The organism is Pseudomonas sp. NPDC096917 (genome assembly GCF_044762555.1).
In the GTDB taxonomy this organism is placed as follows: Bacteria; Pseudomonadota; Gammaproteobacteria; order Pseudomonadales; family Pseudomonadaceae; genus Aquipseudomonas.
Genome location: NZ_JBIWEO010000002.1, coordinates 350,570 through 364,886 on the forward strand (window position 1 = coordinate 350,570; position 14,317 = coordinate 364,886).

The window sequence follows — 14,317 nt, forward strand, 5'->3', positions numbered from 1 at the left end:
CGTTCGCTGACTTGTGTGGGATGCGGCTTGCTCGTACTCGCCCCCATTGTGATGCCCGTTCAGGCCTGCCTATAGTCCGCCCCGTCGCTGAATCATCAGCGATCAGGCGTGCAAGCCTGTATCTCAGATTTCCAACTTTCCATTTCGCTTGGTAGGCTCTGCGCCTCTATCAGCGTTATGGCGGTTGCGCGCGGGAGATCTTCGGGTCTGCCGGGTTCCTGAGACCGGTCTTGCACACCTGCGCACAACTGCCACCCTCTTTCTGCGTGCAAGCTGATTGAAGTGGCTCCTTAATCCTCAGGAGTTTCAAGCATGTCGCACTACCTTCCGCAAACCGATAACCCGGTCGGGTCTGACGTTTTATTAATCGATACCCGCGCCTCTGTTTCGGCGCTGCTCACCTGTGCTGAACAGCGCTTTCAGGCGGCCAAGAATTTATTGCGCTGTTTGGCCCACATAAACACCTACAGCAGCGACCCGCATGATTTGAGCGCGGTGTGCGAGGCGTCTTCGTTGTTGTTGCAGCAAGGCTGCGATGTGCTAGGGGTGTTGGTGTTGCGCGAGATGTAAGCCTACCCGCCAGTTGCGGCGCAGGGTGTGAGTGTTAAGTTCAACAGACGCTTGCTCCTACACGAGGCCTAAAACCTTGTTCAATAAAAAACCCCGAAGGGCTCACACCGTTCGGGGTTGTGGGTGTTTCATGGTTTACAACTTGGCGATGGACACTTCGGTGGATTTTACGAAGGCGATCACTTCGCTGCCGACCACCAGTTCCAGCTCTTTGACCGAGCGGGTGGTGATAACTGAAGTCACGATGCCGGACGCGGTTTGTACGTCGATTTCGGACAGTACGTCACCCAGTACGATTTCTTTGATGTGGCCTTTGAATTGGTTGCGAACGTTGATGGCTTTGATGGTCATGGTGTCGATTCCTGTCTTGGGATTAAAAGTAGGTTTATTGCGCCCAACGCAGTTGCGTGGGCAGCGGTGCCACAGGTTCTGGTTCAGGTGGCGAACCAGGTAAGGCGAGTACTCGGTTAAGCACTTCGGTTTCCAGTGCCGCCAGTCGATGTGAACCCCGCACCCGCGGGCGCGGCAGTTCGACGGTGAGGTCGAGCCCCACTTCGCCGTCTTCGATCAGGATGACCCGATCAGCAATCGCGACGGCTTCGCTGACGTCATGGGTCACCAGTAATACGGTGAAACCATGCTGGCGCCACAGGCGTTCGATCAGGTGTTGCATCTCGATGCGGGTTAGCGCATCCAGTGCACCCAACGGTTCATCCAGCAGTAGCAGACGGGGTTGGTGGATTAAGGCGCGGGCCAAGGCCACACGCTGTTTTTGCCCGCCCGACAAGGCCGCCGGCCATTCGTTGGCCCGTTCGGCCAAACCCACTTCTTCCAGCGCTTTGAGGGCTTTTGGCCGCCAGTCGCCTTTGAGGCCAAGGCCCACGTTGTCGATGACTTTTTTCCAGGGCAGCAAACGCGCTTCCTGAAACATGAGTCGGGTGTCTTCCCGGGCTTCTTGCAGCGGGGCGCTACCGGCCAACAGTTGGCCACTGGTCGGTTGGTCGAGCCCGGCCAGCAGGCGCATGAGGGTGCTTTTGCCACACCCGCTGCGGCCCACGATCGCTACAAATTGTCCGGCCGGAATGTGCAGGTTGACGCCGCGTAACACTTGACGATCGCCAAAGGCTTTTTGCAGGTTCTGCACCACCAGTGGGATGCCCTGGCGCAAATGCGGGAGCTGTTGTGCCGTCATGCTGCACCGCCTTTAACCACTTGATACGCCGGGTGCCAGCGCAACCACACACGCTCCAGACCCCGAGCCGCGCTGTCAGCCAATTTGCCGAGCACCGCGTACAAAAGAATCGCCAGCACCACCACGTCGGTTTGCAAGAACTCCCGGGCGTTCATCGCCAGGTAGCCAATGCCGGAGCTGGCAGAGATGGTTTCCGCCACGATCAGCGTCAACCACATAAAGCCCAGGGCAAAGCGCACGCCGACCAGAATCGAGGGCAGCGCGCCCGGCAATATCACTTGCCAGAACAGGCTGAAACCGGACAAGCCGTAGCTGCGGGCCATTTCAACCAGCGCCGGGTCAACGTTGCGGATGCCGTGGTAGGTGTTGAGGTAAATCGGGAACAACGTCCCCAGCGCCACCAGAAATATCTTTGCCGATTCGTCGATGCCAAACCACAGGATCACCAGCGGGATAAGCGCCAGGTGCGGCACGTTACGGATCATTTGCACCGAGCTGTCGAGCAGCCGTTCGCCCCACTTGGATAAACCGGTGATAAAACCCAATGCCAGGCCGATGCCTCCTCCAATGGCAAAGCCCACGCCTGCACGCCAGCCGCTGATGGCGAGGTGTTTCCAGATCTCGCCGCTGCGCACCAATTGCACGCCCGCTTCAATCACGGCAATCGGGGCGGGCAAAATGCGGGTCGACAACCAGCCCGCCGACACGGACAACTGCCACACCGCCAGTAGCAAAACGGGCAAGACCCATGGGGCAAGGGTGTGGCCAATTTTATTAAGGCTTGAAGCCTTCGCCGTACTCATGGCCGCCTCAGCTCTGCGACGCGGCTTTGGGAATGATGTCGTTGGCGACCATTTCGCCAAACGGGCTCACGTAACCGGCACCTTTGGGCTGCTGCGCACGCTCGATGTCGAGGTGCGGGAACAGCAGTTCAGCCACGCGGTACGACTCTTCCAAATGGGGATAGCCCGAGAAAATAAAGGTATCGATGCCCAGGTCTGCGTATTCCTTGACCCGTGCAGCAACCGTTGGACCATCACCGACCAGAGCCGTACCCGCACCACCGCGTACCAAGCCAACGCCGGCCCACAGGTTAGGGCTGACTTCGAGGTTGTCGCGGCTACCGCCATGCAGCGCAGCCATGCGCTGCTGGCCGACCGAGTCAAAGCGCGACAGCGAGGCTTGAGCCCGGGCGATGGTGTCGTCGTCCAGATGAGAAATAAGTTTGTCGGCCGCTTTCCAGGCCTCTTCGTTGGTTTCACGCACGATCACGTGCAGACGAATGCCGAAGCGCACGGTGCGGCCCAACTTGGCGGCCTTGTCGCGCACTTGCTGGATTTTTTCGGCGACCGCAGCCGGTGGCTCACCCCACGTCAGGACCATTTCAACTTGTTCAGCGGCCAGGTCTTGCGCAGCTTCGGAAGAGCCACCGAAGTACAGGGGCGGACGGGGTTGCTGGATCGGCGGGTAGAGCAACTTGGCGCCTTTGACCTTGATGTGCTGACCGTCGTAGTCGACGGTTTCGCCTTCGAGTACGCGGCGCCAGATGCGAGTGAATTCCACCGATGCCTGGTAGCGCTCTTCGTGGCTCAGGAACAAGCCGTCACCGGCCAGTTCATCCGGGTCACCACCGGTCACCAGATTGAACAGCGCACGCCCGCCGGACAGTCGATCCAAGGTCGCGGCCTGACGTGCCGCCACGGTGGGCGAGACGATACCCGGACGCAGTGCCACCAAAAATTTCAAACGCTGGGTCACCGGAATCAACGCAGCGGCCACCAGCCAGGAGTCTTCGCATGAGCGTCCAGTCGGGATCAACACCCCGCCAAAGCCAAGACGGTCTGCAGCTTGTGCAACTTGTTGCAGATAACCGTAGTCGACGGCGCGTGCGCCTTCGCAGGTGCCAAGGTAATGGCCATCACCGTGGGTAGGCAGGAACCAGAAAATATTGAGGCTCATGGAGTGGTCTCCTAAATAGGTGCTGCAAGCGTTAAGGGGCTTTGGCCACAGTGGCCGGTGGCGTCCAGATCACATCTTTAATAACCAGCGGCTTTGGAATGAGCTTGAGCTGGTAAAAACTGTCGGCAATCTTTTGCTGTGCGTTGACCACTTCAGGGGTCAGGAACTGCGCGCCGTAGCCTTGGCGTTTCACTGAGATCTCGGTGATGTCGGCTGGCAAACCCAGCAACGGAGCGACGTGTTGAGTCACCTCTTGCGGGTTGGCCTTGGCCCATTCACCGACGTTGCGCACTTCCTCGATCAGGGTTTCGATCACTTTGGGATGCTGTTCAGCGAAAGGCTTGGTCGCCAGGTAGAACTGGTGGTTGTCGGCAATACCGGTCGCGTCACGCAGGGTACGAGCGTGCAATTGTTGCTCGGCGGCGGCCTGGTATGGGTCCCAAATAACCCAGGCATCCACACTGCCGCGTTCAAAGGCTGCACGCGCATCCGCAGGCGGCAGGAACACGGTTTGGATGTCGGTGTATTTCAGGCCCGCGTCTTCAAGGGCACGCACCAGCAGGTAGTGCACGTTGGAGCCTTTGTTGAGCACCACTTTTTTGCCTTTGAGGTCTTTCACCGAGGTGATCGGCGAATCCTTGGGCACCAGAATCGCTTCGCTGGTCGGCGCTGGAGGCTCGTAGGCGACGTACAACAGATCAGCACCCGCGGCCTGGGCAAAGACGGGCGGGGTTTCGCCGGTCACGCCAAAGTCGATTGAGCCCACGTTAAGGCCTTCAAGCAGCTGCGGGCCGCCGGGGAACTCGGTCCACTGCACGTCGACGCCTTGCTCGGCCAGACGCTTTTCCAGCGTGCCTTTGGCCTTGAGCAGCACCAGCGTGCCGTATTTCTGATAACCGATTCGCAAGGTATCGGCTTGAGCTTGCAGTACAACGCCCAAGGACACAGCCGCAGCAAACAGTGCGACCAGACCACGACGCAAAATGACAGGGCGCATGGCGCTCTCCTTTTTGTAATTCGATAATCGGGTAGCACCTGCCGAGCCGTTAGCGGTTCAGTAAGGTGAGTGACGCTTATGAGGTCTGTGCAGGCGCGAGATTGCTCGCGCCTGCAGGGTGTTCATTTATTCAGATACTCCAGCGAGCCGTGCGCAGGCGCTCGTTGAGGATGTTGGGGTCCAGCGGTTTCGGACGGCGAGCCAGGGCGCTGTAGAAGTGCTCCAGGGACTCGTTCAATCGTTGCTCCAGAACCGGCACCAGTTGCGCTTGAGCGCTGCCCTCGCCGTAAGCAATCTGGCTGTCTTCAGCAAAAATCCCGTGAAGCATTTCCTGAGCCTTGAGCGCCGACAAGACCGGTTTAAGCGCGTAGTCCACTGCCAGCATGTGAGCAATGCTGCCGCCGGTGGCGATAGGCAGAACCACTTTATGGCTCAGGGCGCGCTCAGGCAGCAAGTCGAGCACGGTTTTGAGCGCACCACTAAAAGAGGCTTTGTACACCGGGGTCGCAATCACCAAACCATCGGCACGTTCAATTTGCTGCAACAGGTCGATGATTTTTGGGCTGTCAAAGCGCGCATGCAGCAAGTCTTCAGCCGGAAAGTCACGAACCTGATAACTCACCACTTCAACGCCTTGCTGGTTGAGCCATTGCTTGGCGCGGTCCAGCAATACCCCGGAGCGGGATCGTTGGCTTGGGCTACCTGCGAGTGTCACGACCAGCATTAGGTATTTCCTTGATTGACGTGTGCGATGTGTTGTCAGCGTTTTCGCTTGAGTGAGGTGACATTAACAGGAGATTTTTATATCCATAAATCATATTTATTCATTTGTTTATTCCATAAACGAATATAGATTTAACGGTAAAAAAAAGGCCGTAGAAACGGCCTCAAACCCTGTTGCATTGAAGAGGTTCACGCTGTGGGAGCATTGATTACTTGTTTGGCTGTGGCGTCAGGCGCAGGTAAGGCTTCACGGCGCGGTAGCCTTTTGGGAAGCGTTGTTTAATTTCATCTTCGTCCTTGAGCGACGGCACGATCACCACTTCGTCACCGTCTTGCCAGTTGGCCGGCGTCGCCACTTTGTAGTTGTCGGTCAGTTGCAGCGAATCAACCACGCGCAGAATTTCGTTGAAGTTACGACCCGTGCTGGCCGGGTAAGTAATGGTCAGGCGAATCTTTTTGTTTGGATCAATCACAAACAATGAACGCACGGTGAGGGTGTCGCTGGCGTTGGGGTGGATCAAATCGTAGAGGTCAGAGACTTTGCGATCGGCGTCGGCCAGGATCGGAAAGTTGACCACGGTGTTCTGTGTTTCGTTGATGTCGCCGATCCACTTGTGGTGCGAGTCCACCGGATCAACCGACAGGGCAATGGCTTTGACACCGCGCTTGGCAAATTCATCCTTGAGCTTGGCCGTGAAGCCCAGTTCGGTGGTGCACACCGGGGTGAAGTCGGCCGGGTGCGAAAACAAAATGCCCCAGCTGTCGCCCAACCACTCATGAAACTGGATTTTGCCAGCGCTGGAATCCTGTTCGAAATCGGGGGCGATGTCGCCGAGTCTTAGGCTCATGGTGCAGCTCCTTTTTGTAGGAAATGGCAGGGCGTGATGGGCTTACTCTGCCTGCGTCATGTGCGAATTAAAAAGAATAAATATCGATTTGATTAGACCTTAAAGGAATATTAAATACTGTTTCATTGGACGCCAGCCGGTACCGGGTCCACTGTGGGTCCAGGTTTAGGCAAGGGGAGTGGCAGGGAGCTACGACTATTAATGTGTTACGAATTGACCGTTCAGGTCTTCGGTAAACACCCTGCCCGGCGTTGCGCCGGGCAGGATTTTTCTTACTTTTACGTCTTACTTTTTTTCGCTACAAACGGCTTACAGCAACGGGATCGAGTAGCTGACGATCAGACGGTTTTCGTCTTGATCGCGCTGGCCAGCGATGTCGTTGCGCCACATGGCGTTTTTCCACATGAAGCCGAGGTTTTTCAACGCGCCTTCTTGAACAACGTAGGCAACAGTCAGGTCGCGTTCCCATTCGGACGCGCCATTGCTGGTTTGCACTTTGTTGGCGTTGTAGGTGTCGATGTTGTCACCGCGCAAGTAAACAGCACCTGCGGTCAGGCCTGGAACACCGATCTTCGCGAAGTCATACGAGTAGCGTGCTTGCCAGGTACGCTCGCCAGCACGCCCGAACTTCTGGATTTGCATATCGGTAATGGTGTAGTTCGACGAACCGTCGCCCTGGTTCAACCAAGGGAAGTCGCTGCTACCGTTGCTGACTTGGTAACCACCACCAAAGGTATGGCCGGCAACGGTGTACAACAGCAAGCCGCTGTACAGGTTGTTGTCGACCTTGCCTTTGCCGCTCGCCTGGCTCTGGTAAGAGCCCGAGCTGTAGTAAGCCGGGTCGCTGCCGTTCTTGCCGTCGTCAGTGCTGTTGAAATAACGCAGGTCAGTTTTCAACACGCCCGGGCCGATTGCCCAGTTGTGTACCAGACCCAGGAAGTTCTGCTTGTAGAAGTCTTCCAGGTTGCCGTAGTAGTACTGCAGCAACAGGTCTTTGGTGACCTTGTAGTCCACACCACCGTAGTAGAACTTGTTAACGAATTTACCGGCGTCGTAGTTCGAACCAGCGTTAGCACCGGCGATCGACAGGCCTTCGTTGTTGCTGGAGTTACGACCCTTGGCGTGCTCGATCTGACCCCCAACAAAGGTGAAGTCCTTGAACTCGTTGGAGGTGATCTGGCCACCCTGGAAGGTTTGCGGCAGCAGACGACCGTCGTTGGTCACGATAACCGGCAGTTTTGGCTGCAAGGTACCAATGCGCAGTTCGGTCTGGGAGATCTTGGCTTTAGCGGTCAGGCCCAGGCTGGAGAAATCATCTACCGCGTGGTTGCCGTCGCTTGGGAATACCGTGCCGCCAGAGCTGGTGCCAGCCGGGTTACCGTGCTTGGCAGTGCTTGAGTCGAGCTTAACGCCCAACAGGCCAATGGCATCGATACCAAAACCAACGGTGCCTTGGGTGAAGCCCGAAGCGAAGTCCAGCTGGAAGCCTTGACCCCATTCAGCCGCGTAGTTGGAATTTTTTGCCGCCCCAGAGTCGCGGTTGTCGTTGTTGATGTAGAAGTTACGCAGTTTAAGCGTCGCTTTACTGTCTTCGATGAAGCCGTCAGCACTCGCTTGCTGGGCCAACAAACCGAGGGCTACAGCCACGGCCACGGTGGACTTGTTCATTGCGTTGCTCCTTTACGTTTCTAATTTTTGTAGTTCGTTCGCCCAAGATCTGACGTCTCGGTGCTACTGGATGCGCGATTAGCGCCAGACAGTGACTGACAAGTCAATCGCTACCTCTGGTGCCTACGACCTTTGTCTAGTCATCACCCGTAGGCGCGGAGGTTAATGACTTTTTGATAAACCCAAAAAGAATTATTTCTAAATCTTTCAGAACGAATAGGTATATGCCGGGAAAAGTCCTACGAATTCGCGAGCGGATGCTATCGGCCTTTGGTCTGATACATAAATAGATTTTTATGAAATTTTTAAGTTGAGCCTCCGGAGCGGTTCTGCAGCGTGTGCGCCGCACCCGCAAAACCCGGAAAAAAGCTCGTGCGCGCGCACGAACGCGCACGAATACAGAAGCAGTCAGAACTTCATAAGCTAATGCTTAAAAGTTATTTATTTACTCGTTCTTAGATCATTTAACCTCGTTTCTGCCGATAACCGGCTGCCTGCCGAGGACTCTCCCGATGAAACTGAACGCCCCCCTACGCCTTTTGGCAGCACTGTCTCTGGCCGGTGCCAGTTTCTTTGCGCAGGCCGCCAACGATGTGACCGTGGCTTACCAAACCACCGTAGACCCGGCCAAAGTTGCACAGGCCGATGGTGCTTACGAAAAAGCCACGGGCGCCAACATCAAATGGCGCAAGTTTGATAACGGTGCCGACATCATTGCCGCCATCGCCTCAGGCGACGTACAAATCGGCTACCTGGGTTCAAGCCCACTGACTGCCGCCGTCACCCGCAAGGTGCCGGTAGAAACCTTTTTGATCGCCACCCAGATCGGCGGCGCAGAAGCGCTGGTGGTACGTGACGGCTCCGGCATTAACGGCCCGCAAGATCTGATCGGTAAAAAAATCGCCGTGCCATTCGTCTCGACCGGCCACTACAGCCTGCTCGCCGCATTGAAGCACTGGAACATCGACCCCTCGAAAGTGACGATTCTGAACCTCGCGCCACCGGCCATCGTGGCCGCCTGGAAGCGCGGTGATATCGACGGCACTTACGTTTGGGACCCAGCACTGGGCGCAGCCAAAGAGAACGGCAAAGTGCTGATCACCTCGGGTGAGCTGGGCAAGCTCGGCGCACCTACCTTTGATGCGTGGATCGTGCGCAAGGACTTCGCGGCCGAGCATCCGGAAATCGTTAAAGCGTTCGCCAAAGTCACGCTGGATGCCTACGCCGACTACCAGAAAGATCCAAAAGCCTGGAGCGCCAATCAGAGCAACGTCGACAAGGTTGTAAAACTCTCCGGCGCCAAGGCTGCTGATATTCCTGGACTGCTGGAAGGCAACGTCTACCCGCTGGCGGCCGAACAAAGGGTTCTACTCGGCGCTCCGACCACCAAAGCATTGACTGACACCGCCACCTTCCTGAAAGAACAAGGCAAGGTCGACGCGGTACTGCCGGACTACGCACCGGCGGTCAACGCCAGCTTCATCACTCAATAATTTACGCCCCCGCAGGAGTCGTCCGTCATGGCCTTGTTATCACTGGAGCGCATCAGCGCACAGTACCCAGGCGCAGCTGAGCCGGTGCTGTCGGATATTTGCGTCAATCTCGGACCTCAGCAGCTGCTGGTCGCACTTGGCCCTTCGGGCAGCGGCAAAACTTCGTTGCTGAACCTGATTGCCGGTTTTGTCGAGCCCAGCGCCGGACGCATCACCCTCGATGGCGCCCCGGTAAAAGGCCCAAGCGCCGAACGTGGCGTGGTGTTTCAGGACGATGTGCTGTTGCCCTGGCAAGACGTGCTGGCCAACGTTGCTTTCGGTCTGGAGCTGGCAGGCATTGCGCGGGACAAACGCGAAGCGCGCGCCCGTGAAATGCTCTCTCTGGTGGATTTGTCGGGCTTTGAAAAGCGCCGTGTGTGGGAGCTTTCCGGCGGCCAGAAACAACGCGTGGGCCTGGCCCGCGCCTTGGCGGCTGACCCACGAGTGCTGCTGATGGATGAACCTTTCGGCGCCCTTGATGCCTTCACCCGCGAACAGATGCAAGAACTGCTGTTGCAGGTGTGCAAGCGCACCGACAAGCCGGTGTTCCTGATTACCCACGACATCGAAGAGGCCGTGTTTCTGGCCACTGACCTGATTTTGCTGGCGCCCAACCCTGGCCGTATCGTTGAGCGCCTGACTCTGGATTTTGGCCAACGTTACAACGCTGGCGAGTCGGCTCGTTCGATTAAATCCGACCCTCGTTTTATTGAAACCCGTGAGCACGTGCTTGAACGCGTGTTTTCACAACGCGGTGCCGCTCAGCGGCAGGAGCGCGCATGAGCAGCTATGAAGCCGTCGCAGCCCCCGTTGCTGCACCCCACACGCCGCGCCCTGTAAAGCGCAGTTTGAGCACGCGCGGGATCAGTATCATCACCCTGGTCACCTTAATCACCACGTGGTGGGCCGTCACGGCAGCCGGTTTGATCGAACCGCTGTTTTTGCCTCCACCGTCTGCCGTGCTGGAAAAAGGCTGGTTACTGGCGACCAAAGGCTACATGGACTCCACGTTGTGGCAGCACTTGAGCGCGAGCCTCACCCGCATTGGTCTGGGCCTGGGCTTTGCCATTTTGACCGCCGTACCGGTGGGTATTGCGATTGGCCACAACCGTATTGCACGCGGCATTTTCGATCCGCTGATCGAGTTCTACCGCCCGATTCCGCCGTTGGCCTATCTGCCGCTGATTGTGATCTGGTGCGGCATTGGCGAACTGTCGAAAGTGCTGCTGATTTACTTGGCGATTTTCGCCCCGATTGCGATTGCGACCGCGACCGGCGTGCGCACGGTCGACCCGGCCAAAGTGCGGGCTGCACAGTCGCTGGGTGCCACCCGTTGGCAGTTGATTCGCCACGTAATTTTGCCCAGCGCCTTGCCGGACATTTTGACCGGCGTGCGCATTGGTCTGGGGGTGGGCTGGTCGACACTGGTTGCCGCCGAACTGATCGCCGCCACCAGCGGCCTGGGCTTTATGGTGCAGTCCGCTGCACAGTTTTTAGTCACCGACGTAGTCGTACTGGGGATTTTGGTGATCGCCATCATCGCCTTTGCCATGGAAATGGGCCTGCGCGCCCTGCAACGCAAGCTGGTGCCGTGGCACGGCCAGGCTCACTAACAACTTGCTAATAGACATCGACGCTGATTAATCAGCGCGCAGATAACGAGATGACCATGAGCCTGACCATTACCCCGATTAGCTCTGCCCTGGGCGCCCAGATTGATGGCGTTGATCTGACCCAGCCACTCAGCCTGGAACATCGTGATGCCATCGAGCAGGCGCTGCTTGAGCACCAAGTCATATTCTTCAAGAATCAGCCCGTGACACCCCAGCAACAGGCACGCTTCGCGGCTAACTTTGGTGACCTGCACATTCACCCGATCTACCCCAACGTGCCAGAGCAACCCGAAGTGCTGGTGCTGGACACGGCCGTCACCGACGTACGCGACAACGCGGTGTGGCACACCGACGTGACCTTCTTGCCGACGCCTGCCTTGGGCGCAGTATTGAGTGCCAAGCAGCTGCCGGCGTTCGGTGGCGATACGTTGTGGGCCAGCGGCATTGCCGCATTTGAAGGGTTATCGAAACCGCTGCAAGTGTTGCTGGACGGTTTGACCGCCACCCATGACTTCACCAAATCATTCCCGCTGGAGCGCTTTGGTTCGACCCCGCAAGACTTGGCGCGCTGGGAGCAAACCCGCAAAAGCAACCCACCGCTGTCGCATCCGGTGATTCGTACGCACCCGGTGAGCGGGCGCAAGGCGCTGTTCGTCAACGAAGGTTTCACCACTCGAATCAATGAGCTTTCAGACCTGGAAAGCGAGGCGATCTTGAAACTGCTCTTTGCTCACGCGACCCGCCCCGAGTACACCATTCGCTGGCGCTGGCAGGAAAACGACGTCGCGTTCTGGGACAACCGCGTGACCCAACACTACGCCGTGGACGACTACCGCCCGAATCGCCGCGTTATGCATCGCGCGACCATTTTGGGTGATGCTCCGTTTTGATTTGAGCACCGCGCCTTTGCCCCACCCCTCTCCCCAAGGAGAGGGAGCCAAACGAGGTGTTTTCAGCCTCGGTGCAAGACTGTAAGACCGAATAAAATCTGCCTCATCCCCCATTCAACCCCCCTCTTCTTGCGGGCATAGGCGCTCCCTTGAACCACGCTTGCCGCACGCACGGTTTGCACAGTGGCTACAAGAACTGCGTTGCTTTGTGAGTTGGCTAAATACCTATGCCCTGCGGGAGAGGGCTTGCTCGTTTTGGCAAAAAAGGCGGCAGGTACAACCCCAAATACGCATCAAATACACGCAGCCCTTCTTCGGCCATGCGCGGGGTGATGCAGTCGTGTAGCTGGATCGAACGCGCATACACCCGATCACCCAACTCCATCGCCAGCGCAAACACGTCCACGTCCTGTGGCAGTACCGGCAATTCAAAATGACGCATAAACAGCGCGTGCATCAGTTGCCCAAGCTCAAGGTCATGCTGACGATCAGCCCGAGTGACTTCGGTCAGCCCATGCTGGGCCAGGATCAGTTGCCGAGCTGCCGCATCTTCGCTGTAGATCGACAGCATTCGCCGCTCAACGATGTGCGACAGGTCACGCCAAGTATTCAGGCTTTGGTGGGCGATGGGCGCTTGCAGGCACGCGCGAAAAGCAGCATGCACATCGCCGGTCAGCGCTTGCAGCAAGGCGGGCACACTGGCAAAAAAGTGATAGACCGAAGAAGGCGGGATGTCAGCGCGCTCGGCCACGCTGTAGATCGACAGGCTGGACACCCCTTCTGTCGCCAGCAAGGTGCGGGCCGCAGCGAGGATCGAATCGATTCGGCCCTGGCTGCGCGCACGGGATTTGCGAGGGGTGGCACGTGGGGTGGCGAGGCGCGTCATGGGTGTCTCCTGCAGGGCAGCAGGCATTGTACGAGTCGGAAGAACGGATTGCACAGGCATAAAAAAACGCCGCAGGCAGTTAAGCCGGCGGCGTTTTCATGAGCGCTGCAATCGCTTACACGGTATGCAGATACCAGTTGTATTCGAGGTCGGAGATGGAGTGTTCAAACTCTTCCAGCTCGCTCTCCTTACAGGCCACAAAGATGTCGATGTATTTCGGATCGATGTATTTGGCCATGACTTCGCTGTCATCCAACTCACGCAGGGCATCACGCAGGTTGTTTGGCAGGCTTTGCTCGTTTTGCTCGTAGCTGTTGCCTTCAACCGGAGCGCCCGGCTCGATTTTGTTGGTCAGACCGTGATGAACACCGGCCAGAACAGACGCCATCAGCAGGTACGGGTTGGCATCGGCACCGGCTACACGGTGTTCAATGCGCACGGCATCAGAGGAACCGGTCGGTACGCGGATCGCGACCGTACGGTTGTCCAGGCCCCAGCACGGCGAGTTCGGCACGTAGAACTGTGCGCCGAAACGGCGGTACGAGTTGACGTTCGGGCAAAGGAACGCCATCTGCGCGGGTAGGGTCTCCAGCACACCGCCGATCGCGTGACGCAATGCGGCGTTCTGCTCGGGATCCTCGCTGGCAAAGATATTTTTGCCCTCTTTGTCCAGAATCGAAATGTGAACGTGTAAACCGTTGCCTGCCTGGCCTGGGTAAGGCTTGGCCATGAAGGTGGTGTCCATCTCATGGTCGTAGGCGATGTTTTTGATCAGACGCTTGAGCAGTACCGCGTAGTCGCAGGCCTTGATCGGGTCGGCAACGTGGTGCAGGTTCACTTCGAACTGCGCCGGGGCGCTTTCTTTAACGATGGCGTCAGCCGGAATGCCTTGCTCTTTCGCACCTTCCAGAATGTCCTGGAGGCAGTCGACGTATTCGTCGAGGTCGTCGATCAGGTAAACCTGTGTCGAATGCGGGCGTTTGCCGGAAATGGGCGAACGTGGAGGTTGTGGGCGACCGTTTACGTTCTCCTGATCGATCAGGTAGAACTCAAGCTCGAAAGCGGCGCAGATGGTCAGGCCTAGATCGTCAAATTTGGTAACAACTTGACGCAGCACTTCGCGCGGGTCGGCGAAGAAAGGTTCACCTTCAAGTTCGTGCATGGTCATCAGCAGTTGCGCGGTTGGGCGCTTTTGCCACGGCTCGTTGCACAGGGTGTCAGGGATTGGATAACAGATTCGGTCTGCGTCACCGATGTCCAGACCCAGACCGGTGCTTTCCACCGTTGAGCCGTTGATATCCAGAGCAAATAAAGAGGCCGGCAGGTTGATGCCTTTCTCGTAAACCTTGTGGAGGCTGGTGCGTTCGATGCGCTTGCCGCGCACCACACCACGCTCAAACCGGCCATTACGGCGACGTTGATCGCCTCGACCAAACGGT

At 57.4% G+C, this 14,317-nt stretch carries 15 protein-coding genes; 5 read left to right on the forward strand and 10 right to left on the reverse strand.

The genetic code is table 11. The features are described 5' to 3' along the window. Window positions 1-312 precede the first annotated feature (312 nt). On the forward strand, window positions 313-570 hold the full coding sequence (locus ACIQYF_RS03780; protein WP_402857000.1) for a hypothetical protein: 258 nt from the start codon (window positions 313-315) through the stop codon (window positions 568-570). Between the two features lie 135 nt (window positions 571-705). Here the strand turns inward: ACIQYF_RS03780 and ACIQYF_RS03785 are convergent, their stop codons facing one another. The 8 genes from ACIQYF_RS03785 to ACIQYF_RS03820 all read right to left on the reverse strand — a co-directional run bounded on the left by ACIQYF_RS03785 (window position 706) and on the right by ACIQYF_RS03820 (window position 7,957). Beyond that, a complete protein-coding gene (locus tag ACIQYF_RS03785) occupies window positions 706-921 on the reverse strand; it encodes a molybdopterin-binding protein (RefSeq protein WP_003444581.1) in 216 nt (71 codons plus the stop codon). 34 nt (window positions 922-955) lie between these two features. Further along, a complete protein-coding gene (ssuB, locus tag ACIQYF_RS03790; RefSeq protein ID WP_402857002.1) occupies window positions 956-1,762 on the reverse strand; it encodes an aliphatic sulfonates ABC transporter ATP-binding protein in 807 nt (268 codons plus the stop codon). After that, window positions 1,759-2,565: an aliphatic sulfonate ABC transporter permease SsuC gene (gene ssuC / locus ACIQYF_RS03795; RefSeq protein ID WP_402857004.1), complete on the reverse strand. Its 807-nt coding sequence runs from the start codon at window positions 2,563-2,565 to the stop codon at window positions 1,759-1,761. The genes ssuB and ssuC overlap by 4 nt, the downstream gene beginning before the upstream one ends. A 7-nt stretch (window positions 2,566-2,572) precedes the next feature. Continuing rightward, complete coding sequence (gene ssuD / locus ACIQYF_RS03800) at window positions 2,573-3,721, reverse strand: FMNH2-dependent alkanesulfonate monooxygenase (RefSeq protein ID WP_402857006.1); 1,149 nt, start codon at window positions 3,719-3,721, stop codon at window positions 2,573-2,575. 31 nt (window positions 3,722-3,752) lie between these two features. After that, a complete protein-coding gene (locus tag ACIQYF_RS03805) occupies window positions 3,753-4,718 on the reverse strand; it encodes a sulfonate ABC transporter substrate-binding protein (protein WP_402857008.1) in 966 nt (321 codons plus the stop codon). 130 nt (window positions 4,719-4,848) lie between these two features. Continuing rightward, window positions 4,849-5,442: an NADPH-dependent FMN reductase gene (gene ssuE / locus ACIQYF_RS03810; RefSeq protein WP_402857010.1), complete on the reverse strand. Its 594-nt coding sequence runs from the start codon at window positions 5,440-5,442 to the stop codon at window positions 4,849-4,851. A 208-nt stretch (window positions 5,443-5,650) separates the two neighbouring features. Continuing rightward, complete coding sequence (locus ACIQYF_RS03815) at window positions 5,651-6,289, reverse strand: peroxiredoxin (RefSeq protein WP_402857012.1); 639 nt, start codon at window positions 6,287-6,289, stop codon at window positions 5,651-5,653. Between the two features lie 309 nt (window positions 6,290-6,598). Beyond that, a complete protein-coding gene (locus ACIQYF_RS03820; protein ID WP_402857014.1) occupies window positions 6,599-7,957 on the reverse strand; it encodes an OprD family porin in 1,359 nt (452 codons plus the stop codon). A gap of 512 nt (window positions 7,958-8,469) precedes the next feature. On the opposite strand from ACIQYF_RS03820, the gene tauA reads away from it, so the two are divergent. Genes tauA through tauD form a run of 4 tightly spaced genes read left to right on the forward strand, consistent with a single transcriptional unit; the run spans window position 8,470 to window position 11,992 of the window. Continuing rightward, the gene (gene tauA, locus ACIQYF_RS03825; protein ID WP_402857016.1) at window positions 8,470-9,450 is read left to right on the forward strand and encodes a taurine ABC transporter substrate-binding protein; all 981 of its coding nucleotides are present in this window, start codon (window positions 8,470-8,472) and stop codon (window positions 9,448-9,450) included. Window positions 9,451-9,477: 27 nt separating this feature from the next. Further along, on the forward strand, window positions 9,478-10,272 hold the full coding sequence (tauB, locus tag ACIQYF_RS03830) for a taurine ABC transporter ATP-binding subunit (protein WP_402857018.1): 795 nt from the start codon (window positions 9,478-9,480) through the stop codon (window positions 10,270-10,272). Then, window positions 10,269-11,102 (forward strand): taurine ABC transporter permease TauC, encoded by an 834-nt coding sequence (gene tauC, locus ACIQYF_RS03835; protein WP_402857020.1) that lies wholly within the window; start codon window positions 10,269-10,271, stop codon window positions 11,100-11,102. The genes tauB and tauC overlap by 4 nt, the downstream gene beginning before the upstream one ends. A gap of 56 nt (window positions 11,103-11,158) precedes the next feature. Further along, window positions 11,159-11,992: a taurine dioxygenase gene (gene tauD, locus ACIQYF_RS03840; RefSeq protein ID WP_402857022.1), complete on the forward strand. Its 834-nt coding sequence runs from the start codon at window positions 11,159-11,161 to the stop codon at window positions 11,990-11,992. A 217-nt stretch (window positions 11,993-12,209) separates the two neighbouring features. On the opposite strand, the gene ACIQYF_RS03845 is transcribed toward tauD, so the two are convergent. Together ACIQYF_RS03845 and ACIQYF_RS03850 are read right to left on the reverse strand one after the other, a co-directional pair. After that, window positions 12,210-12,878: a TetR/AcrR family transcriptional regulator gene (locus ACIQYF_RS03845; RefSeq protein ID WP_402857024.1), complete on the reverse strand. Its 669-nt coding sequence runs from the start codon at window positions 12,876-12,878 to the stop codon at window positions 12,210-12,212. A gap of 115 nt (window positions 12,879-12,993) precedes the next feature. Then, window positions 12,994-14,317 (reverse strand): glutamine synthetase family protein (locus ACIQYF_RS03850; protein WP_402857026.1); only part of this gene is annotated, 1,324 nt, incomplete at its 5' end.